Consider the following 23379-nt stretch of genomic DNA (forward strand, 5'->3'; position numbering starts at 1 on the left):
AACGGGAGAACAGAAAATGAAACGTCTTTTACCTTCAGTTTTACTCGGAGCTGCCCTCGTGGCATCTCCTGCCCTGGCCGAATTTCCGGAAAAGGAAATCGTGGTCATGGTCAATTATGGTGCCGGTGGCGCCGTTGATCGCACAGCGCGTTCATTGCAGAAGTTCCTCCCGACGGCGCTTGGCCAGACCGTGGTTGTTGAAAATCATGGTGGGGCAAGCGGCAAGATCGGCATCCAGAAATATATGGATGCCCCGCATGATGGCTATACGGTTCTGACCGCATTCGCACCGGCCACAACCTACGTCAAGTTCAAGGACCCCAAGGTTTTCAGCATGGATGACCTCGCCGTCATCAACGTGCAGTGGACTGACCCGGCAATCCTGATCGCACGCAAGGATACGGGCTGGAAAACTCTCGACGACATGATCGAGGCCGTGAAGGCCGATCCGAACAAATACACCATTTCCTCAAGTGGCGCCGGAGCCGTCGGCAACCTGTTGTCGCAGGATCTGTTCAGGAAACTCGGCCTGAAGATCAAGATCGTGCCTTACAAAGGTGGCGGCAAAGCCCGCAAAGCCTTCCTCAGCGGTGAAGTCAACATGACAGCAGCCGGTGCAGGCGGTGCGCTCTCCGCGCGCGACGAGGCTGTCGTGCTTGGCGCTTTCTGGTCCGGCAAGGTCGAAGGCTGGCCGGAAGCAAAGCCGCTCAACCCGATGCTGGAAAAGTATGGTGTGACTGTGCCTGACGGTGGTGCCTACCGGTTCCATGCGGTCCATGCAGATGTGAAGAAAAATCACCCTGACCGCTTTGCAAAGCTGGTCGAGGCATTCCGCACGACCACGACCGAAGACAAGGATTTCATCGCTTTCGCCGACAAGACAGGCGTTGGCCGTGACTGGCATGGTCCCGACAAGTCTGACGCGCTGATCCGCAGCGTCGACAAGACTTTCGAGGATATTCTGTCCGGAAAGTAAACCGGCACGAAAGCAGATCTGTCAGGTTTTCTGACTGAGGATAAAACGTCCGGCTTCTTCACAGGGCCGGACGTTCTTCATATCCTGACATCTCATTGCACCTGACCACACACCAAACAGACTGAAACATTCATGCGTCTGAAATCCATCTTTCCTGTCCTTGCAGTTACGGTTCTGGGCTTTGGCTGGGCTGTCTGGATGTTGCAGGGCACGCTTGCCGATAAATATGGCGGCGCCGAATCAGTCCTGCTGATAGAGCCCCTCGTCTGGCTTCTGGGCGGTGCAGGCTTTCTGGTCATCATCGAAATGCTGGCCGGGCGGACTGACGACCGGGAGGATACCGGGCTGGCTGATCCACGCCGGCTGTCCCTGCTCGCCGGGATGATCCTTTATGCTGCGGCGCTTCCCTTTCTGGGCTTTGTCATTTCCTCTGTCCTGTTTTCAGTCGGACTTGCCGCAGCTCTTGGCCTGCGCGGACGATGGCTGGTGCTCACCCCCGTAATTTGCATGGCCCTCATTCTCGGATTTTTCTCGTTCATGCTGGGGCTGCGCCTGCCGCTCTGGCCGGTCTTTCTTACCGGAGGCGGCGTATGATTGACTGGGTAAACATGTCAGCCGGCCTCGACCTGCTGCTCAACTGGCAGACACCACTGGTCATTTTCGCCGGCATGATGCTGGGCCTGATCATCGGTGTTATTCCCGGCATGACGGCAGCACTGGGGCTGGCGATCATTCTGCCGCTTACCTTTTCGATGGATGCCCTGACCGCCCTGATCCTGATGACCTCCGTTTATACCGGCAGTCTGACAGGCGGGGGGATCCTTGCCATCCTTATCAACACACCCGGCACGCCGGGGGCGGTCGCGACAACCTTCGACGGCTATCCGATGGCCCGGCAGGGACGACATAATCTGGCGCTTGGCTTGCAGATCGCAGCTTCCGTGATTGGCGGACTTCTGTCTTATCTGGTTTTGCTGGTGGCCATCCATCCGATGACCTGGCTTGCCCTCCAGTTCGGGTCCGGTGAAATGCTGGCACTGACCATCTTCGTCATCATCTTCGTTGGTGTGTTGCAGGGCAAATATCTGACCCGCTCTCTGTTCGCCGGTGCCCTAGGCCTGCTGATGTCGACCATCGGTACCAGCGTTGCAACCGGTGTCACCCGCGGCACGATGGGGTTCTCCGAACTGGAAGACGGCCTGCCGCTTATCCTCTGCGTCATCGGTATGTTCGCCATCCCCGAACTGATTTCGCTCGTCACCCGCCCGGCCATCAGCGACAGCGATGTCAGCCGGGGTAACAATCTTCGCGAACTCTGGCAGGGCGTCACCCTTGTCTTCCGGCGGGTCCGCATCTGGGCACAGGGCAGCATCATCGGTATTGTCGTCGGCGTTCTGCCCGCGGCCGGGTCCACCCTCGCCTCACTGAGCAGTTACTCGCTGGCGAAAAAACTGGGACGGCGGGATCAGAAGTTCGGTGAGGGCGAACCGGATGGCGTCATTGCCGCAGAGAGCGCCAACAACGCATCCGAAGGTGGCGCAATGGCAATCCTGATGGCGCTTGGCATCCCCGGCAGCGCCTCCACCGCCGTCATTCTCGGCGGTTTTCTGCTGCATGGGCTGGTCCCCGGCATCGGGCTGTTCCGCGACAATGGCCCGCTGGTTTATGGCCTGATCCTCGGCAACATGCTTCAGATGCTGCTGCTTGGCTTCTTTGCCGTCATCGTGGCCTATTTCGTCGGTCGTGTTGTCACGGTTCCGTCACGCATTCTGGTGCCGCTGCTGCTGGTGCTGATGTCGGTCGGCGCCTTTGCCTTTCGCGGACTGATGTTCGATGTCTTCGTGCTGTTCGCTTTCGGGCTTATCGGCTGGTTTTTCCGGCGCTATCACTTCACCCTGCTCAGCTTCATGATCGGTTTGTTTCTGGGACGCCAGCTTGATGAAGACATGGAGCGGGTGCTGATATTGTTCGGCGATGATCCACTGTCCGCACTGGCCAGTCCAATCACTGCCATTCTGACTGTCTCAACAGTCGGATTACTGAGTTTCATCCTGTTAAAGGGCCTGTTTGCCCGCAAGTCGAAAGGCCTCTGATGACCGAACCTGTCACCATCTCCCGGATCGAGGCCCGGGTTTACCGTGCGCCCCTTGTCACCCCCCGGCGCAATGCCTTCGGGGTCATGACGGAACGCAGTGCCTTTCTGGTCCGTGTCGAGGCATCGGACGGATCGTTTGGCTGGGGCGAGGGTTTCTCCAACTGGCCTGCCTTCGGGGCGGAATATCGTGCCCGCTTCGTGATGGAGATGCTGTCACCGCTGATCACCGGCCAGACCATCACAACCCCGCAGGCTCTGATGAAGCAGATGACAGCCGGTCTGCGCTCGATCCGTATTCAGTGCGGCGATCACGGTGCCATCGATCAGGCCATTGCCGCCGTCGATATCGCCATCTGGGATCTGGTCGCCCGCCGGGCCGGCAAGCCCCTGCATGAAATGCTCGGCACTGCCGGCCAGACCCGGCTGACCTGCTATGCCAGCGCGCTGACGGCCGGAACCCAGGCTGACCTGGTGCCCGTTGCCCGCGACATGGGGATCCGTCATTTCAAGCTGAAGGTAGGCTTCGGCACCGATGCAGACCGGAACGCGCTTGGTGAACTCGCCGCCCTTGCCGGTGACGGGGCCGGACTGACCGTGGATGTCAATCAGGCATGGTCTGCCGATAATGCCGCCGCCCGGATTGGTGAACTGACTGAAATTGCGCCGCTCAACTGGGTGGAAGAACCAATTCCTGCCGACTCCGCGCCATCCGTATGGCGCAACCTCGGGCGCATCGCCAGCGCCCCGCTGGCGGCTGGCGAAAACTTCTGGGGATCTGCGGCTTTCGACCCCTATATCGACAATCGCTGCATCCGCGTGCTGCAACCGGACATCATCAAGTGGGGCGGCCTGTCCGGCATGCTACAGCTTGGCAACGCCATCAATGCAGCGGGCCTGCGGTTTTGTCCGCATTATCTCGGCGGCGGTGTCGGGCTGATGGCCACCGCTCACCTGATGGCGGCCCTCGGCGGGGACGGCCTGCTGGAACTCGACCTGACCGAAAACCCCTTCCGGGATCAGCTTGGCAGCCCCTTCTCGCTGATCCGTGACGGCGACATGATCCTGCCGGACACAGCCGGACATGGCGTTGACCCGGACAGCTGCGATATCGAAGCATTCCGCATATTCTGATCTGATAAATCAGCTGCGAAGTGCAACTAAAGATTATCACTTCTTGCGCCTATATACCTGAAATTGATTTTTATGGATAAGACAGAACAAATAAGTTTATGCATATATCCGGATATCTGATTATCATCCCGGGATGTCTATCCCCATGAAAAGAGTGATATCGACCCCCGTCTGGCTTTTCGTTCTGGCACTGCTGCTCAGCGGATTATCTGAACGATCCCTTGCCGATGACAAGACCTGCCTGCGGTTTGGCGTTCAGGATTTGCCGGTTCACCGGGTTGTAGCCGCAACCATTTCTGAAGTGTTCACGCAGGCGGGAATCTGTCACAGCCTGGTTTATCTGCCGCCCCGACGGATATCCCGGCAATTGCTGTCCGGCGACATTGACGGCGAATTACTGCGCTATTCCTTCTATGCAGAAATCGTTCAGGAAATCGCCGAACCGGTACCTGAAAAACTGTTCGAGATTCAGGGCCTGCTGGTCAGCCCCGATCCGGAGCTGCGTTCACTGACCCAGATCGGCAACCGTCCGGTCGGTGTTTTGCTGGGCAACAGCTGGGCTGAGCGTGAGCACAGAAACCTGGCCAATCCCGTAACCGCAACCACAGCGGCCCGCCTGCTCGACATGCTGGAAAGCAAACGAACGGTGGCTGTGCTTCTCAATTCAGTGGAATGGGCCGCGCTGAAAAAGCACCATCCACAGCTTCATGCTGCGCCGGTCAGAGAACTGCCCGTCTATGTCTATCTGGCAAAACGGCACAACGTCCGGATGGCCGCCATCGTCAGCGCCATCAAAAAGTATAAAGAAAGCGGCGGCAGCTTTCTGCCATCCCGAGCTTCTTCCAATGACAGCGGGAAAGCCCCCGGCGACCGGATTGTTCTTCTGACTCGGCCACAGGGCACCACATTCTACTGACAGGGATAGGGCCAGATGCGCTTTGTATCGGGCGGGGTGGTTTTGCCACTGGCGTCCATCCAGGGCACAGAAACCTGCTTTTCCGCAGCGGACAATTTACTCACCGCAACCGACTCCCACGGCCCTGACAAACGATAGAAAGCCGTGGGGTCCATGAAGCGACCATCCTTCGGCAGAACCGCCTTGCCATCGTTCGACCATTCAGGAACCGGGCTGTAGAGCACAGCAAAATGCAGGGCATCCCGGCGTTCACGCCTGCCTTGTTTGCCACTGTTGCTGGTACTGCCAATTGCATCGCCCATGGCAACTGCCGTGCCAATGGCCAGCGGCGACATGTCTTCCAGATGGGTATATTGCGAATAGGTCCAGAACGGCAGACCGGTATCTTCCGGACGATGGCGCAGGATTACTTCGATCCCCTTGCGCGATCTCCGGTTACGCGATTTCCCGACCACCACGCCTGCCGCGACGGCGCGTATTGCCGTTCCTCTGGGCTGGGGAATATCGACCCCTTTATGTAACGCCGCTCTGGGCCGTTTATGGGAATAGTCAATCGCCCAGGCCTCACTGTCGATTTCCGGGCATTGCCCGCCATTCGCGAAAGCCGTTACCAGTCCGGTTTCGATCACCCCCCGGGCTTTCTGAACTGCGACATTGTCATCGCCGGTGCCACCATTGAAGACACCCACCATCATGGAGACTTCACGGTCAATTTCCGACGGCTCGACAAAGCCTTCTATCGACTTGCAGGCGTCACAACTCTCAGCCTTTGCCTCAGCAATCCCGACCAGTGAAATCATCGTGACGGCCAGAACACCGGCGATAACCGACATGTCAGTCCCCGTCGTCATCATGCTGCCTGTTGTCCTCAGAAGTTTTCCTTGTGGAAACCAAAGCCCTGTCGGGCCGCTTCTGTCGCCAGAACGGCAGCCAGCGGCGCCGGGCCACAGAAATAGACATCGACCTTCTCGCCTTCATGCTCCTTCGCCAGCGTGGCAAAGATCGCCCGCCAGTCCGGCCGCCCGAGATGTGTGCGGTTGCGCAGGCCCGTGAACAGGTCCCGGCCGGTCTCCGCCTGATAGACATCCATCGCCACATCCAGCGCGGCAGAGGTCATGTCCACCTTCACCCCGGTCAGATAAACCTGCGCATCCAGATATTTACGGTCGGGGTCGCGGGATTCCAGATCGGCCAGCATGCCGGAAAACCATTCAAAGGAATACTGGTCCCGGTTCATCCAGATGAAATGTGCCTTTTCCACGGTGACCGACTTGTCCCCCGTGGCCAGCCGCATGAACAGGCTTTTCAGGATCGCGGCAAAGGGGGTCACACCAATGCCCGCCCCGATCAGCACCACATTCGTCGACTTGAAGATCGACGTGCTGGGCGTCCCGTAGGGGCCGTCGATCAGCGCATAATCCAGCCCCGCTTTAGGCGCCGCCTGCCCTGCCGCCCGCGCCTTCGCCAGTTCATGCAGCTTGCGGGTCCAGTTACCAAGGCCACGCACATGCACCGACAGCTTGCCGGTTTCTTCCGGGCAGGTGGTTACCGTGAAGGGATGCCATTCATGACCGGATATCTGCGGATAACGGATGAAGACATAATCGCCGGGCTGATAGCGGAACCCGTCCGGCAGTTGCAACTGCAACCGGGTCACGCTGGACGGCAATGCCTCGATGGCGGTAACCGGCATCTTGCGGCTGGTCCGCACGGTCCGCACGATCCGCTCGATCACATAGCCAGCCACCGGCAGCAGCACCCACTGCCAGAAGGACGGTCCGTGGAACAGGGCAAAACCGAACCACAGGATGAAGAAGAAATGGGTGAAATAGAACAGCTCGAAATGTCCGCCACGGCGGATGAAATCCATCGCACAGACCCACATCACCACGAAGACAGCGGTCAGCAGCACCCCGGTCAGACCGGCCTGCGTGGAAAACAGATAATGCCCCATGCTTTCCGGCAGGCTGGAATAATTCACCAGATGCGCCGCCGTATGCACCAGGGCAAAGGCCATCATCACATGGCCCACCAGCTTGTGAAACGCGATGGAATCATCAATCGGCAGCAGCCCGCCAATCAGGCTCTGGCGCAGCCAGGTCAGCAGATGCCGCAACATCGGCACCAGAATCAGCGCCCCGTTGAAATTCAGGCAGGCACCACAGCCGCGCGCAATCTGCACGAAAATCGTCGCGCCCTGTTCGGCATAGGTCTGCATGGCATGGGTAAACAGCGCCACATTGACCGCCGCATAGATGACCAGAAAAACACTGGCCGCCCGGTTGTTGTTGACCAGCCGCCCGAATTTCCGCACCCGGTCAGCCAGTGTCGGCCCACGCCGCTTCTCACCCGCCGGACGGCGCTGCCGCAACCAGGAGGTTGCCGAGAGTGTCATATGCTTCCGGAAATCCGGATAGGCATCCATGACGCCCATGAATTCCTCAAAGCTGATCCCGCCGCCGCCATCTGTATCGGCCCGGCGGAACAGGGCATCGGTCAGCCCGTCGACCGCCTGTTTCGGCAGTTCGATATCGTTCTGCGAGATACTGGCGGCGATCACCTGCCGCAATTCATCGCGATCAATCTCGCCGCTGTCATCCGGGTCATGCAGACGGAAAGCAAAATGCAGGCGCTCGCGCTCGCCGCCATCAACGAGGGTGCCCACAAAGCCCATGAATTCAGAAAGCTCAATGGACCCGCTGTTGTCATCATCCACCATGACGAACAGCCGGTCAGCGTAGTAATCATCCCCCAGCTTCAGGGCACCGGCAAACTCATCCCGGTCAATAACCCCGTCTTCACCGGCAATTGACCTGAACCGCCGCTCCAGATCCGCTAGCAGCGCAGCCTCAGCCGCCCCCACATTGCCATCCGCCATGATACCCCCTGAAAGACCTGCACAGCCGTTCCCCAACGGCCCCGACTCACAGTCTAAAGGAAGCCCCGGAAAAGCCGCAGGGATTTTTCGCCCCCCCCCCCTTAAACTGGCACCCGGACGCACCGTCCTGTCATCCCAAACTTGATTTCCCCCATCAGTCATAGCGAAACATCTTCCGCTGCAAACTAAACCGACCTGAACTCTTTCGATAAAGCTGATCCTCACCGTATTTACCCTGCTTACGGCGACCAGCAGCAGGGCATTGGACAGCAGCCTTGATGCCGCCGCGCTTGCCGCGTTTAATATGATATCTATAAACCTGATGGTGGTGGCAAAGGGGTTGGAGCATCGGCCAAATCTAAGACGATTTGTCACCCAGCCCGCACCAGCCTTGGACTGCAGCCAGCCAATCAAGTAATAACACTAAATGAAATAATGATGATTATTTGTAAAATTTACGCATTAATTTGAGTATAAATTATTATGATATACATATTATTATGTATCTTTTCAATCTTCACCTCAATGTGCATATCAAATCACATAAACGATAAATATAAATTTTACTATAAGTTAAAAGAAAAAATTTTATACATTTCAATATTAATAATAATTATATATATTTTTATTATAAAAATTGGATATTTTTACCAAAATTCTATCGCACACACATTTTCACTGGTATTTTTTTACAAATATAATTTTAAATATGAAAATATTACGTATATTATAATTTATTCAACAATACACTTTATTGCCATAACTTCCATTTCCATATGTCTATTAATTAGATTCAATACTATTACGCATAAAATAAACAATTCGTCACAAAAAATAGTAAAAGTATTCATTGTATACCCATTTTTTATTGTCATTATATGTGCTTCTGATTTGATTATTTTTGTTTTCCTCACTGACGGCGTTATTGGCCTGCGCGGCGTGCCTGTCCAGGGTGTTCTATCCGGCATATTGATACTAGTCGTGTTTTTCATTCGAGACGGAGTCATGTCTCTCATGCTGCTTGATATATTTACTGGGGTACGTGCTGCGTTCATCAACAGAAAATTATAGTACGGAAATCGAACAGCTAATACTCCACCTTATCCGCCTTCTCCTCCCACAACCTGAACACACCCTCCGCGTCGTCGTCCGGCAGATGCACGGTCGGCAGGCTCCGTTCCAGCGGGGCCAGGGGCACCTCATCATACAGGAAGGCGTCGTCGAAGCCGATCTGGGCGGCCTGGTCGCGGGTGTTGGCGTAGACGAGGCGGTCGAGTCTTGCCCAGTAGATGGAGGCGAGGCACATCGGGCAGGGTTCGCAACTGGCGTAAATGGTCGCCCCTTTCAGGCTGAAATCAGCGAGACGGGTGCAGGCGCGGCGGATGGCGACGACTTCGGCATGGGCGGTCGGGTCGCAGGATGTCGTGACCTCGTTACAGCCTTCGCCGATGATGACCCCGTCTTTCACCACCACCGCGCCGAACGGGCCGCCGGTGCCGCTGTTCATCCCCTGACGGGAGAGTTCGACGGCACGGGCGAGGAAACGGCGGTCGTCATCGGTGGCCATACGAGAGTCCGGGAGAGGATCGGTCAAGAGGGGCTTCCTTCTGTAACCGCGCTGATGGCGGCGAGGATATGTTCCGGTGTGGCCGGGGCCTGCAGGGGGACGGGCTGCCCCGGCTGGCCGAGGCTTCCCACCGCATCACGGATGGCCAGCCAGACCGACAGCGCCAGCATGAAAGGCGGCTCGCCGATGGCCTTGGAGCGGAAGATCGTCGCCTCCCGGTTCGGCGCGTCATCGAGAATGCGGCAGTTGAAGACCGGCGGTACATCGCGGCTGCCGGGAATCTTGTAGGTCGAGGGGCCGTGAGTGCGCAGCCGCCCTTCCCCGTCCCACCACAATTCCTCTGCGGTCAGCCAGCCCATGCCCTGAATGAAGGCCCCTTCGATCTGGCCGAGATCGATGGCCGGGTTGAGGCTGCGGCCGCAATCCTGCAACAGTTCGGCCCGCATCACCCGCGTTTCACCGGTCAGGGTGTCGATGGCAACTTCTGCCGCCGCCGCGCCATAGGTGAAGTAATAGAATGGCCGGCCCTTCGAGGTCTTGAAATCCCAGTGGATATCCGGCGTTCGGTAAAAGCCGGTGGAAGACAGGGAGACCCGGCCCTCCCAGCATTTCTGTGCCAGTTCCGGGAAGGAAAGCGAGCGGTTGCCGGCGAAGACGCGGTTCGCGGCAAATTCGATCTCTGCCTCCTCCACCCCGAAATGGGCGGCGGCGACGGTCGTCATACGTGCCTTTATGGTCTCCGCCGCGTTGAGAGCCGCCATGCCATTAAGGTCGGAGCCGGATGACGCCGCCGTGGCCGACGTGTTCGGCACCTTGCCCGTAGAGGTGGCGGTGATGCGCACATGGTCAAGATCGATCTGGAACGCCTCGGCCACCACCTGGGCGACCTTGATATACAGCCCCTGCCCCATTTCCGTGCCGCCATGGTTCAGATGCACGCTGCCGTCGGTATAGACATGCACCAGCGCACCCGCCTGATTGAGCGTCGGCAGGTTGAAGGAGATGCCGAACTTGATCGGCATGGTGGCGAGACCTTTGCGGATCACGCCGCCGCGGGCATTGAAGGCATCGACCTCTTCCCGCCAGCCGGTGAGGTCGGCCTGCGCTGCCAGCTCCGATGTTACCCGCCCGATGATGTTGTCGGTCACTTCCATGCCGTAGGGGGTGACCTCGCGCCCCTCCCCGCCATAGAAGTTGCGGGCCCGCACCAGATCCAGCGGCAGTTTCAGATGCCGGGCGATATCGTCGAGCACCCCCTCGATCGCGATCATGCCCTGCGGCCCGCCAAAGCCGCGAAAGGCCGTGTTGGAGACGGTGTTGGTCTTGCAGGCAACCCCGCGCAGGCTGGCGTTCGGCAGGTAATAGCAGTTATCCGCATGGCACAGCGCACGGGTCACCACCGGGCCGGTCAGGTCCGCCACATTGCCCGCATTTGCCGCCAGCAGCATATCCAGTGCCAGCAGCCTGCCCTCTGCGTCAAAACCCACATCATAGCGGATCAGGAAGGGATGACGCTTGCCGGTGGCCACCATGTCATCGTCACGGGGCAGGCGCAGCTTCACCGGTCGCCCCGTCTTGTATGCCCCCAGCGCCGCAATAGCCGCGATGATGGTGGCCTGCGATTCCTTGCCCCCGAATGCCCCGCCCATACGGCGCACATCGACTGTGACCTGATTGAACGGCAGGCCCAGAACATGGGCGACACCATGCTGTACCTCGGTCGGGTGCTGGGTGGAGGAAAAGACCTGCATCTCGCGGGCTTCACCGGGAATGGCAACGGCAACCTGACCTTCCAGATAGAAATGATCCTGCCCGCCACAGCGGACTTCGCCTTTCAGGCGCAGCGGGGCCGCCTCAAGTGCAGCCTCCGGATCGCCGTGGCGCATCACCTGATCGCGGGCGACGGTGCTGCCCGCCTCCAGTGCCTGCTCAATGGTCAGGATGGCCGGACGCTGATCCCATTCCACCTCGACCAGCCTTGCCGCTGCCTGTGCGGCAGCAAAGCTGTCGGCAATAACGGCGGCGACCGGATGGCCGACATATTCCGCCACCTCTGCCAGCGCCGGTTCGTCCTTCAGAATCGGGGCAATATCATTGCGGCCCGGAATATCCGCAGGCGTGATGACGGCTCGCACCCCCGGCGCGGCCAGCGCCTTTGTCGCATCAATGCTGACCACCCCGGCATGGGCATGCGGGCTGAGCACCAGGGCTGCATGCAGACTGCCCTGCGGCAGTGGCATGTCGTCGAGATAGATCGCCCGGCCCGTGACATGCCCCCGGGCGCTGTCATGACGGACAGACTGATGCACGCCGCCCCTGATGGCTGCCCCTCTGGCCCCGGTGGTCTTTGTTGTCTCGTTCATAACGCCTCCAGCCGGACGGGTGTGTCCCCATCCGTAGTCTCGGCATGGAGCCGTTGCAGCAGATTTGCGGCGACACGGTTGCGATAGGCTGCCGTCGCCCGGAAATCATCCATCGGCGAGATATCTTCCGCCAGCGCCGCCATGCCCAGGGCCACGGTCTCTGCCGTCCAGGCCTTGCCCGTCACCGCCTGCTCCAGCTTGACCGCACGAATGGTGGTCGCCCCGACCCCGCCATAACAGGCCCGCAGTTCCCGGACCCTGCCGCCATCGAGACAGAGCAGATAGGCCGCAACCACGGCAGAGATATCCTGATCGAAGCGGCGGGAAATCTTGTAGGCGGCAAAGCGGGCACCTGCCGTCGGTACAGGAATTGAAATGCTCTCCACAAACTCACCCGGCATAAGAGCCGTCTTGCGGTAGCCGGTAATGAAATCGCTCACCGCCAGGCTGCGTGCCGTGTCAGATGACCGTATCATCACCGAGGCATCCAGTGCCATCAGACAGGGCAGCGTGTCACCGATCGGCGAGGCCGTCACCAGATTGCCGCCAACCGTACCGAGATTCCGGATCTGGCGCGATCCGATCCGGCGCAGCAGATCACCGAACGCCGGTGTGATCTGGTCGAGGTGGGGGAGCAATTCACTATAGGTTACGGCAGCACCGAAGGTCAGGGTATCGGCGGTCTGTTCAACCTCACGCATCTCCCGCACATGCGCGGTGGAAATCACCACCGGTGGTGTCGCCCCTTTCTTGGAAAATTCGAGCCCGATATCCGTACCACCCGCCAGCAGCCAGGCCTGCGGATGGTTGTTTATCATGATGCCGAGTTCACGGCTGCTTGTCGGGGCCAGAAACAAATGTTCTCCCGTGCGGAGACTGGGTGATGGCGTCAGGCGGGACAGCGCAGCGACGTCCTGACTGTCATTACCACTTTCGGTCCGGGCACTCTCACGGCAGGCATCAATGATCGGGCGGTAACCGGTGCAGCGACAGAGATTTCCGGCCAGCGCCTCATGAATAAGATTGTCTTCCGCAGGCTCTCCACCGGCGCCGAAAGCATACATCGACATGATGAAACCGGGGGTACAGAAACCGCACTGAGTACCGTCGCCATCTGCCATGGCCTGCTGGACGGGATGCAACCCGCCTTCGGCCCCGCTCAGTCCTTCAACAGTTTTCAGGGCCTTCCCGTCGATCTGTCCCAGTGTCAGCAGGCAACCGTTCACCGCCTGCCAGTGCATCTGGCCCCGTATGATGTTGCCAAGCGCCACCGTACAGGCACCGCAATCGCCTTCTGCGCAGCCTTCTTTTGTGCCGGTCAGCCCCGCCTGCTCACGCAGCCAGTTAAGAACAGTCGTCGTTGGCGGTTGCTGACTGACGGAAACCTTCTCGCCGTTCAGCAAAAATGTGATCGAAGACATCCAGCACCTCAGCCACCCATCGAGGACCGGAAGGCCCATCGGGTTGTCCGCTGTTCAATCCAGGCGAACAGCGCGTACATCACGATACCCTCAATTGCCAGTGCGACCAATCCCGCAAACACCAGCGGCATCTGGAAATTCGATCCGGCCAGTGCCATCAGATAGCCGATCCCCGCATTGGCAGCGACAGTTTCGGACACCACTGACCCGACAAATGCCAGTGTAATCGCAACTTTCAGGGAGCCGAAAAAATACGGCTGTGCGCGGGGAATGCCGACCTTCAGCATGATATCGAGCTTGCGGGCACCAAGAGCCCGCAGCACATCCTCAAGCTCCGGCTCGGTCGTCGCCAGGCCGGTCGCGACATTGACGACAATCGGGAAGAACGAAATCAGGAAGGCGGTGATGATCGCCGGAACCTCGCCAATGCCGAACCAGATCACCAGAATCGGCACAACCGCCACTTTCGGTATGGAATTGAATCCGACCATCACCGGATACAGCCCGCGATAGATCGTCTTCGACCATCCGACCACCAGCCCCAGGAAGACGCCGAACACAACTGCCAGCGCAAACCCGGCAAGTGTCGTCCACAGGGTGACACCGGAATGGCGCAGCACCGGGCGCCAGTGCTGCTGAAATGCAGCAAAGATATCGCTGGGTGCAGGCAGGATAATCTGGCTGATATCGAAGAGCTGGCAGACCAGCTCCCAGACCACAAAAAGCCCGATGGTGAAGACCCAGGGGGCAAGCCGTTCATTGAGCGTGATCATGCCTGCCGTACCTCGGCAATCTTGCCGCGCAGCTCGTGGACGATATCGGTAAAGTCAGTGGTGAAGCAGACATCCAGATCGCGCGGGCGCGGCAGGTTGACCTGTTTCGTCAGGGTGATGCGGCCGGGCCGGGCACTCATCACGTGAATGCTGTCCGCCAGAAAGGCGGCCTCCCGCAGGTCGTGGGTAACCAGAACCACAGTAAAGCCGTTGCGCTGCCAAAGGTCGCGCAGCACACACCACAACTCCTCGCGGGTGAAGGCGTCCAGCGCGGCGAAGGGCTCATCCAGCATCAACAGTTCAGGCTCATGAATCAGCGCCCGGCAGAGCGAGGCCCGCTGCTGCATCCCCCCCGAAAGCTCCCACGGGAAACGATCGCCAAATCCGGCCAGGCCGACCGTTGCCAGCAGCGCCTCAGCCCGGTCCTCATATTCCCTGCGATGCGACCGGAAACGGCTGCGATGCGGCTGCACGATTTCCAGCGGCAGCAGCACATTGTCCCGCACCGTCCGCCAGGGCAGCAGGTTGGAATTCTGAAAGGCCATACCGGCGATCTTCACCGGGCCGTCAACCGGCTTGCCATCAACGGAGACCTGACCCCTGGTCGGCTTCACCAGCCCGGTGACCAGTCGCATCAGCGTGGATTTGCCACATCCGGAAGGGCCGACGACCGAGGTGAATTCACCCCGGCCGACGGTCAGGTTACAGCCCTGTACCGCAACGACCTCCTGCGAGGCCCCGCGGTAGGTCAGGGTGACATCATCAATGATGACCACAATATAACCCCGCTCTGTCAGCGTAACGAGGGCTCAGAGCTTGCGGTCCGCAGCCGGTGGCAGGTAGGACGGGTCAAACACCGCCTTCGGATCCGGCGTCGCCTTGAAATCATAGGTTACGCCGATCTGGCCGATCGATTTGACCAGCCGGTCCGGATCGATATCGCCAAACCCGTTGGCTTTGACATAGTCGGTGACGAAGTTATCGCGCAGTGCCATCTTCAGCCGCGCCAGCTCAATCGCCTCATCGGCAATCTCGTTACGCTTCATCACGGATTTGATCGCAGTCTCCGGGTCGGCAACGGTTGCCTGGACCCCCTTGATGGTGGCGGCAACAAAGCCCTTCACCACATCCGGGTTGGCCTTGGCAAAGTCGGTATTGACCATGATGGCGTTGCCATACAGCACCAGACCATAATCGGACATCAGCATCACGTTGATGTCTTCCGCCGGGATACCGTTGCGCTGAAGGTTGAAGAAGGACGAGAACGAGAAGCCCGTGATGGCGTCGACATCGCCCTTCGCCAGCATCGGCTCCCGAACCGGGAAGCCGACATTTTCAATTTTCACCTTCGAGGCATCGATACCATTTTCCTTCACGAAGGCTTTCCACTGGGCATAGGCCCCATCGGGAGCCGGTGCGCCGAGGATCCGACCTTCCAGATCCTTCGGTGTCCTGATACCGCTTTTGGCTGTGGTGACGATAGCGAAAGGCGGGTTGTCATAGACCATCAGGATAGCCGTAACAGGTGCTCCCGGGTTCTGGTCAAGATATTTGACCAGCGAATTGATGTCGAAAAAACCGAGCGGATAGGTTCCCGCGGCAACACGGGCGATACCCTGTACCGAACCCGGCCCGGAATCGACCGTCACATCAAGGCCCTGCTCCTTGTAGTAACCCTTGTCGATGGCAACAAAATACGGCGCAGACGGACCTTCAAACTTCCAGTCCAGCGCAAACTTGACCGGCGTTTCCGCCACAGCCGATGTGGCTGTAATCCCCGCCAGGGCGGCAAGGCCAACGATAATTCCGCGAAGCATGGAAAACCCTTTCCTGTAAAAACCGGTCGTGCCAGCAACAGGGCATCAGGCCCTGTTCTGCCGGCAGACTATCCGCACCAATGACGCAAAGCCTGTGCCAGTCCGGCTTTGCAAAGATCCGGCGAGAATGCTGGCAGCAGCAGCGGATATTGTCGATTAAATCTTGTGCAAATTTTGCGACAAGATGCAATTTCAGGCAGACTGACTGCTGTAAAAGGCGGCAAGTTCGTCAACCAGCCCGTCCAGAAAGGTCTGGAACCGCTGGGTCGGCTGGTGCGCCATGATACGGTCTTCCAGCGGATCCGGAGCAGCAATGTCAGAGTCGGCCATAGCCTGAATCACGGCATGACCGCAGAACGGCACATGTACTTCCGAGTAACCACCTTCATGTGCCATGACCAGCCGTCCGCCGCATTGTGCATCGGCAATTGCCTTCACCCGGCGCGTCATCCCGGCAAAGGTTGAGGAGGTCATCAGCATCCGGGACAGGGGATCAACGCCGGAGCCGTCGAAGCCGCAGGCGATGATGATCACATCCGGGCGATAATTCCGCAGCGCCGGCTCAACGATCTTCTCGAAAGCGCGAATATAGGTACTGTGGCCACTGCCCGGCGGCAGGGGAATGTTGATGTTCGCCCCTTCTCCGGCACCCTGCCCGCGCTCGGCAACGCCACCGGTATCGCGGGGATAGTTGTTCTCCTGATGCAGCGAGATGGTCAGCACATCCGGACGGTTGATAAACACCGCCTCCGTACCGTTGCCGTGATGCACATCCCAGTCGACGACGGCAAAACGCTCCGCCAGACCGGCCGCCCGCGCCGTCTCGATCGCCACGGCGATATTTGCCAGCAGACAGAAACCCATCGGCGTCTCAGGCAGGCAATGATGCCCCGGCGGACGGCTGAGCGCATAGGCATTTCTGTGCTGTCCGCGCAGAACCGATTGCAGGGCACCGCTGACAAGCCCGGCGGACAGGGTGGCAATTTCATAGCCACCGGGACCGAAAGGCGTGCGCTGGCCGAGTTCGCCACCACCGGCATCGCTCATTCTTTTGAACTCGCTGAGGTACGACGCCGGATGGACGTGACGCAGTTGCTCTTCTGTCGCGGGGGCTGCGGTCAGGCAATCCAGTTCACCCGCCAGCCCGGTGACCTCCAGCAGGTTCTTCAGCCGGCGTTTGGTCTCCGGATTTTCTGGCAGACCACCGGCTGCCAGCGGCTGCACCAGCCCGCCAACCGGTACAACGGAGGCGTAGTTGCCGCCGGAATGCCAGAAGCATCGTTCATCTGAATAAAAAGCCGTCGACGCCATCTGCCTGCCTCTCCGTCCATTCGCATTGACGGAGTCAGTCTATCGCCCGGACAACAGATGTCATCCGGTGATCAGAAGCGCGCCCGGCTATTTTTCGGCCGCCGCTTCCAGCTCGTTGCGGACCAGTGCCGCATAGCGATAGATGCCATGAACGAACTTGCCGTAGGGGAAAGACAGGAACAGTGCAAAGACCACACCGAGATGAATAGCCAGCAGGGTTCCCATTGCAGGCGTCGCCCGCAGGAACAGCAGCAGCAGGCCGGTCAGCCCCGTCAGAAACAGCATCAGGATGAATGCCTGATCCATGCCACGGGTCGAAGTCTTGATATCAACCAGCCGCGACTTCTTCTCTTTCCACAGGCCAAGCGGGCCAATCACCAGACCGAAGCCGCCGACTGTGCCAAGGATGACCGCCAGATTGTACCAGGCATAGGGCGCTTCCCAGCCAAGCAGGTAATGCTGCAGGGTCGCGACCGAGGTCGAGGCAAAGCAGAGCAGGAAGCCATAGAAGGTCATGTGGTGGTAATGCCGCCGCTTGTCATCCGGATCTTCATCCGTGTTCATGCAACCACCGCCGCCGCCATCGAGATTGCGGAGTGTCGCAGCCGCAGCACCTGCCCCCCGGAAGGCCGCCCAGGTAACCTTGCCACCACCTGTTGCTTTCCAGAATTTCCGCAGGCCCATCCACAACGCGATCATCGAGAACAGGAAGACCCCACCAAACAGGGCAGCCATCGTGTTATGAGGCATGATGCGATAGAAAGCGCCACTGCCGGTCTGGGTGGTGAACATCACCTCGGCCGAGCCGAAAGCCATGAACCCGCCGATAAAGGCCGCGACAGCCAGCGCCGTCAGCACGGCAATCACCAGACCATTGCGTTCAAACGCCGGCGCCAGAAAGCCCGGCCAGGCGTAACGGCCATAACTTTCCGCCCGTACTTCCGCCATTGCGACCGGGAAGTTGATGCCGAACTCATGCGGCGGCGCATACTGGCAGTCATGATAGCAGGCGCCACAGGCATGGCAGAGGTTCGACAGGTAGTCGATATCGCCTTCCGAAAAGGTCAGGCGTCGCTCAAGTGCCGGAAAGACCGCGCAAATACCTTCGCAATAGCGACAGGAATTGCAGATACCAGTCTGACGATGTGCTTCGGTGAGTGCCTCAGTTGCGAGCATTTCCTGCGGCCTCCCTGCCTGCAATGCGCCCGAAGACGCTGCCAATTGTCATGCCGATACCGGCCAGATATCCCTTGCCGAGAATATTCCCGGCCATGATTTCCCCGGATGCGAACATGTTCCCCGACGGCTTGCCGTCAGCCATGATCATCCGCGCATCCGAATTCACCTTCACACCGAGATAGGTGAACGTGATACCCGGACGAAGCGAGTAGCCATAGAAGGGCGGCTTGTCGATAGGACGCGCCCAGTGGGTCTTGTTGATTTCCAGCCCTTCCGTATGGCAGTCGTCATGTTCATTATGATTGAAGTTCGTGCCCCTGCAGGCCTTGTTGAATTCCTCAACCGTGGCTTTCACCTTCGCACCATCCAGCCCCATGATCTCTGCCAGCTCCTCGATGGTATCCGCCTTGTCCGGCGGGAAGGGCGACGGCATGAAGGAATTGATCGACTTCTCGTCAATCAGCACATAACCGACCTGCTCCGGCTGAGCGGCAACCAGCCGCCCCCAGATCGCATACCGTTTCGGCCAGAAATCTTCGCCTTCGTCATAGAACCGTTCGCCATTGGCATTCACGACCACGCCGAACGGCACGCAATCCAGCCGGGTGATCAGACCACCGTCGAACTTCGGCGCACGCCCGTCGATGGCAACTGCGTGGCACTGTTTCGGATCGCCCAGAATCTGCACGCCCCGGTCCATCATGATGCGCAGCACCCGCCCCTTGTTATAAGGCGTGCCGCGTATCAGGAAATTCTCCGCCGATGGCCCCCAGGCTTCCTTCAGCCAGTCGATATTGGCTTCAAAACCTCCGGAGGCAGCGATAAAGGCCCGGATGCTGATCGTTTCCGTGTCTTCACCTTTCTGCACGGTGACCGTTTTGGCAAAGCCGTCGACGATATCCACATCGATGACTTCCGTATCATATTCAACCGTCACACCCAGACTGAGCGCCGTACGATACAGCGCGTTCAGCATCGCCTTGCCGCCCCCGAGGAAAAACGCATTGGTGCGGCTCAGTGTCAGCGTTCCCCCCATCGACGGCTGAAACAGAACGCCCTGTTCATTCAGCCAGTCCCAGAGGTCTTTCGATTGCTCCAGCGTCATCTGCGCCAGCTTCATGTCGGTCTCACCGTCCGTCACGCGCAGCAGGTCTTCCATGTACTCCTCAACCGGATAAGGCCCGGTCAGGACTTCATTTGCGCTGTCATGGGCGATCCGGCAATTGCGGGTATGGCGGGTATTCCCCCCACGCCAAAATTTCGGCGCGGCCTCGACCAGCAGAACGGACGCGCCGTCACGCGCTGCGGTTATCGCTGCGCAGACAGCGGCGTTACCGCCCCCGGCAACAAGGACGTCATAATTTCGTACGGTCATCAGTGCTTCCCCACTCCCGGACTGAACCGGGTTTGTCGATCCGTTTTGTCCAGACAATATACCCTGTCATTTTTACGATGCAATCATCTGTTCCCCCGTGATTCAGTTCAATACCAGACAACATCTGGCACTTTTGCCAGCCCGATGGAACCAAGGAAAACCGTCTGATTGCGGATGGAAACGGGAAGGTCGATGGCACCCCGCGGTCCGGAGGATGAACGGCTGCCAAGCACGGTCAGGGCAAACTTGACTGCCGTGGCCGCCCCGGATTTCAGATAACCTTTCGCCGCCAGTGCATCGACGGTTTCCGGCAGGCCTGTGGTTCTTGTGTCCAGTTTCAGATTGGGTTGCAGGTCATGGTCGACACTGCCTTCCCCGTTCGCGGCCAGCGCCAGATTCCCCCAGGTTGCACGGAAGTTGTTGATAATAGCCCGGCCACCTGTATCGCGCCACATCGTCACCATCTGCGACGGGGCACGCCCGGCAATCACGCCGGTCAGGTCTGCATCCAGTGCAAGCGCTTCCAGCCGCGAGCCCAGTGGCTGCCCGCGAAGCTGCGGCAGGATAAGATTGGCAACTTCCATCCGCAGGTTCTTCGGACTTGTCGTCCCGAGATTCCCAAGATCCGAAAGACGCAGCACGAAGCGGCTGAACCGCCCCACTTCCTCGGCATTTGCAGTTGCGACAAGTCCGTCAGCCGACACATCGACAGACTGAACCTGCCCGTCATTGCCAATCATCACGCGCCCCAGCAGAGCCGTCGCCCTGACATCAAGTTCCGTACGCTGGTCGCCCTGCTGAATCAGCAGACTGTGCTGCCCGGATGGCTCGACCATGATGGTCAGGGGCGACCATGGGGTTGCCCAGGCCGCCGCAAAGGGTGTGGTCCATACGGTGACCCCTTTAGGCCCGGCGGTACGGACTTTCGGCTGGTCAATGGCCAGCCGGACTTCACGGGGGAATCCGCTGATGGTGTAACCCTGATAGGTAACCTCCATCCCTTCGGCGCGACGCTCGTCAATCCATGCCTGAAATCCGGCCTCTGTCCGGGCCGCCAGCAGATACCACCAGCCGGAATAGCCGACGATGATCAGGAAGATGACAAGGACGGGAAAGACGATCAGTCTGCGCATGGTTACCAGAGGGATGTTTTGACGGACCTACGGTAACCCCTCTATAGAACATCTCAACCCGTCATCCCAGCCGACAGGTCATATCCCGACAATGGTATCACAGCGCACCGAAGCAGAAACCAACGCCCTGAAGGTAACTCTGGCCTCCTGGGCCTTTGTCCCGATCTGGTCGACCGGCTTTATCGGCGCCCGCATGGGCACCCCCTATGCCGAACCACTCAGCTTCCTGACCCTGCGATTTGCCGTTGCCGCCGCCGGACTTGCCCTGCTGGTGGTCCTGACCCGCAGCGCCTGGCCACGCGACTGGCGACAGGCCGGCCATATCTGCGTCTTCGGACTGCTTGCCCATGGCGGCTATCTCGGGGCCGTCTTCGTGGCCATTCATATGGGCGTCACCGCCGGGGTTTCTGCCCTCATCGTCGGCCTCCAGCCATTGCTGACCGGACTTATTGCCCCCCGCCTGCTGGGTGAAACCGTCACCTGGCGACAATGGGCCGGGCTGCTGCTCGGGCTTGCCGGTGTGGCCATGGTGGTCTGGCAGAAGATGGATTTCAGTCAGGGCGACGGGCTGGGCTTTGGCCTCTGCGTCGGCGGCCTGATCGCCATTACCGTCGGCACGCTGTACCAGAAACGCTTCTGCTCGGATATGCCGTTGCGCAGCGGGTCGGCCATCCAGTTCATGGCTGCCGGTGCGGCAACACTGGTCGGTGCCCTGCTGCTGGAGGACTTCCGGATTGAATGGACCGGCGAGTTTGTCTTCGCCTTTGTCTGGCTGGTGGTCGTGCTGTCCTGGGGCGCGGTCGGGCTGCTGCTGTTCCTGATCCATAATGGCGCTGCAACGAAAGTCACCAGCCTGTTTTATCTTGTCCCGCCTGGTGCTGCCCTGTTCGGCTGGCTGCTGTTTGATGAATCTTTGTCACCTCTCGCGATCATGGGCTTTGCCATCGCTGCCGGGGGTGTCGCACTGGTAACCCGTAAATGACCAAAACACCTGCTATCGAGAACCCGATCTGGGTCTTTGCCTATGGCTCCCTGATGTGGCGCCCCGACTTTGATTTTCTGGAGGAACGCGACGGCACGCTCCGGGGCTATCACCGCTCGCTCTGTATCTATTCCTGGCATCATCGCGGCACCCAGGACTGCCCCGGTCTGGTCTTCGGCCTCGACCGTGGCGGGGCCTGCAAGGGCAAGGTCTTCCGTGTCGACCCGGTGAAATGGCCCGCCATCAAGAAATATCTCGACGATCGCGAAATGGTCACCGCCGTGTACGAGCCCCGCTGGCTCCGCGTCGACACCGCCGTCGGACCGTTGAAAGCCTACAGCTTCATCGCGGTGCGCGACCACGCCCAGTATGCAGGCGTCCTCAGCATCGAGGAACAGGTCCGTTTTGTCCGGCAGGGCAAGGGCGTCAGCGGGATCAACATCGATTATGTCAGTTCAACGGTCGAACATATGCGGGCCGTCGGCATCAGCTCGGCAAAGCTGGATGCACTGATGCGGGCGCTGGAGAAGTAAACACTCCGCATCCCGGTGCCGCCATCCTTCGAGACGCCTGCTGCGCAGGCTCCTCAGGACGAGGTTAAGTTACATGGCTCCTCATCCTGAGGAGCGCTGAAAGCGCGTCTCGAAGGATACCGGACAGAAACTCACCCGCATTTCGGGCATTGGCGGAAGGCAGTCCGGACTGCTCAAGCCCTCTCCCAGCCCTCGCAACCCCGCCAGACATGCCCCCTCGATTATCTATCGTCATCGGATACACGTCCTTTCAGTAACTGAACAAAAATCGAGCCGCAGAGCACCGAGAAAAAATTCAAAAAAATCAACTCCGACGGGACCCCGAATAAATAAGCGTAATCTCTATTAAAATACATATTTACACCAAGCAAAAATATACTAGCCAAAAAGAAAAAAACATAATTTTTACTATTATTAAAATCTTTAAATGAATGAACCCCAAAAACAAAAGAACTCCCAATCAGCATCAAAATAGTGGAAGAGAAAAAAAACATTAAAATTAATAAAAATAAAAAGTTTATAAATCCAAATGAGGAGAAATTATTTTCAGGTTTTGCAAGAACAAAAAACGCAAAACTAGTCACCACCGGTAGTAAAAAACCACGGTTTTGTTCAATCTTCCTGATAAACAACATTTAACATCCACCAATCTGTACACCCCGAGCAGAATACAGTTTATAGTAAAATTTAGTGCTGTCAGGCAAATTCAAACCAGTCTCAGTTAGGATCAAAACCCAATCAACATATTGAAGAACATTGCGGTTATGTGTTCCTCTGTGATTGAATCACCTGGAGGACGACCAGTGCCGCCATCCTTCGAGACGCCTGCTGCGCAGCCTCCTCAGGACGAGGAGCCAGCAGGTTGTTCCGGGTCTGTCGAGATTGCCGGAGAGGTCCCGGGTAGCTGGCCTGCGGCCATCCCGGGACGA

General features: G+C 58.6%; 19 protein-coding genes. 7 read left to right on the forward strand and 12 right to left on the reverse strand.

Annotated elements, in window-relative coordinates:
* Positions 1–16 precede the first annotated feature (16 nt).
* The 5 genes from GH722_01655 to GH722_01675 all read left to right on the forward strand — a co-directional run bounded on the left by GH722_01655 (position 17) and on the right by GH722_01675 (position 5118).
* Positions 17–976 (forward strand): tripartite tricarboxylate transporter substrate binding protein, encoded by a 960-nt coding sequence (locus tag GH722_01655; protein ID MRG70459.1) that lies wholly within the window; start codon positions 17–19, stop codon positions 974–976.
* Positions 977–1108: 132 nt separating this feature from the next.
* Positions 1109–1570, forward strand: a complete 462-nt coding sequence (locus GH722_01660) for a hypothetical protein (GenBank protein MRG70460.1) — start codon at positions 1109–1111, stop codon at positions 1568–1570.
* Positions 1567–3069 (forward strand): hypothetical protein, encoded by a 1503-nt coding sequence (locus GH722_01665; GenBank protein MRG70461.1) that lies wholly within the window; start codon positions 1567–1569, stop codon positions 3067–3069. The genes GH722_01660 and GH722_01665 overlap by 4 nt, the downstream gene beginning before the upstream one ends.
* Entirely contained in the window at positions 3069–4202 is a 1134-nt protein-coding gene (locus GH722_01670; protein MRG70462.1) for a mandelate racemase/muconate lactonizing enzyme family protein, read from the forward strand. Before GH722_01665 ends, GH722_01670 begins: the two co-directional genes overlap by 1 nt.
* A 145-nt stretch (positions 4203–4347) precedes the next feature.
* Positions 4348–5118, forward strand: a complete 771-nt coding sequence (locus GH722_01675) for a hypothetical protein (protein ID MRG70463.1) — start codon at positions 4348–4350, stop codon at positions 5116–5118.
* Here the strand turns inward: GH722_01675 and GH722_01680 are convergent.
* The 12 genes from GH722_01680 to GH722_01735 form a co-directional block, all read right to left on the reverse strand.
* Complete coding sequence (locus GH722_01680) at positions 5112–5972, reverse strand: peptidoglycan DD-metalloendopeptidase family protein (GenBank protein ID MRG70464.1); 861 nt, start codon at positions 5970–5972, stop codon at positions 5112–5114. The two genes, GH722_01675 and GH722_01680, sit on opposite strands and share 7 nt — an antisense overlap.
* Before the next feature lie 14 nt (positions 5973–5986).
* Positions 5987–8158, reverse strand: coding sequence for a ferric reductase (locus GH722_01685; GenBank protein MRG70465.1), 2172 nt, complete (start codon positions 8156–8158; stop codon positions 5987–5989).
* 925 nt (positions 8159–9083) lie between these two features.
* Positions 9084–9563, reverse strand: a complete 480-nt coding sequence (locus tag GH722_01690; protein ID MRG70466.1) for a nucleoside deaminase — start codon at positions 9561–9563, stop codon at positions 9084–9086.
* 23 nt (positions 9564–9586) lie between these two features.
* Positions 9587–11926 carry a xanthine dehydrogenase molybdopterin binding subunit gene (xdhB, locus tag GH722_01695; protein MRG70467.1) on the reverse strand — a complete coding sequence of 780 codons (2340 nt, stop codon included), beginning with the start codon at positions 11924–11926 and terminating at the stop codon, positions 9587–9589.
* Entirely contained in the window at positions 11923–13347 is a 1425-nt protein-coding gene (xdhA, locus tag GH722_01700) for a xanthine dehydrogenase small subunit (GenBank protein MRG70468.1), read from the reverse strand. Before xdhA ends, xdhB begins: the two co-directional genes overlap by 4 nt.
* Positions 13348–13355: 8 nt before the next feature.
* Positions 13356–14120 (reverse strand): ABC transporter permease subunit, encoded by a 765-nt coding sequence (locus GH722_01705; GenBank protein MRG70469.1) that lies wholly within the window; start codon positions 14118–14120, stop codon positions 13356–13358.
* Complete coding sequence (locus tag GH722_01710; protein ID MRG70470.1) at positions 14117–14896, reverse strand: ATP-binding cassette domain-containing protein; 780 nt, start codon at positions 14894–14896, stop codon at positions 14117–14119. The genes GH722_01705 and GH722_01710 overlap by 4 nt, the downstream gene beginning before the upstream one ends.
* A gap of 33 nt (positions 14897–14929) precedes the next feature.
* Complete coding sequence (locus GH722_01715) at positions 14930–15937, reverse strand: ABC transporter substrate-binding protein (protein MRG70471.1); 1008 nt, start codon at positions 15935–15937, stop codon at positions 14930–14932.
* A gap of 192 nt (positions 15938–16129) precedes the next feature.
* Entirely contained in the window at positions 16130–17248 is a 1119-nt protein-coding gene (locus GH722_01720; protein ID MRG70472.1) for a class II histone deacetylase, read from the reverse strand.
* Between the two features lie 87 nt (positions 17249–17335).
* Complete coding sequence (tcuB, locus tag GH722_01725) at positions 17336–18424, reverse strand: tricarballylate utilization 4Fe-4S protein TcuB (protein MRG70473.1); 1089 nt, start codon at positions 18422–18424, stop codon at positions 17336–17338.
* Positions 18411–19802, reverse strand: coding sequence for an FAD-dependent tricarballylate dehydrogenase TcuA (gene tcuA, locus GH722_01730; GenBank protein MRG70474.1), 1392 nt, complete (start codon positions 19800–19802; stop codon positions 18411–18413). The genes tcuB and tcuA overlap by 14 nt, the downstream gene beginning before the upstream one ends.
* 107 nt (positions 19803–19909) lie before the next feature.
* The gene (locus GH722_01735) at positions 19910–20935 is read right to left on the reverse strand and encodes a DUF2125 domain-containing protein (protein MRG70475.1); all 1026 of its coding nucleotides are present in this window, start codon (positions 20933–20935) and stop codon (positions 19910–19912) included.
* 91 nt (positions 20936–21026) lie between these two features.
* Between GH722_01735 and GH722_01740 the strand changes: the two genes are divergently transcribed.
* Complete coding sequence (locus GH722_01740) at positions 21027–21917, forward strand: EamA family transporter (GenBank protein ID MRG70476.1); 891 nt, start codon at positions 21027–21029, stop codon at positions 21915–21917.
* The gene (locus GH722_01745) at positions 21914–22450 is read left to right on the forward strand and encodes a gamma-glutamylcyclotransferase (protein MRG70477.1); all 537 of its coding nucleotides are present in this window, start codon (positions 21914–21916) and stop codon (positions 22448–22450) included. The genes GH722_01740 and GH722_01745 overlap by 4 nt, the downstream gene beginning before the upstream one ends.
* Positions 22451–23379 lie beyond the last annotated feature (929 nt).

The organism is Alphaproteobacteria bacterium HT1-32 (assembly GCA_009649675.1).
In the GTDB taxonomy this organism is placed as follows: Bacteria; Pseudomonadota; Alphaproteobacteria; order Rhodospirillales; family HT1-32; genus HT1-32.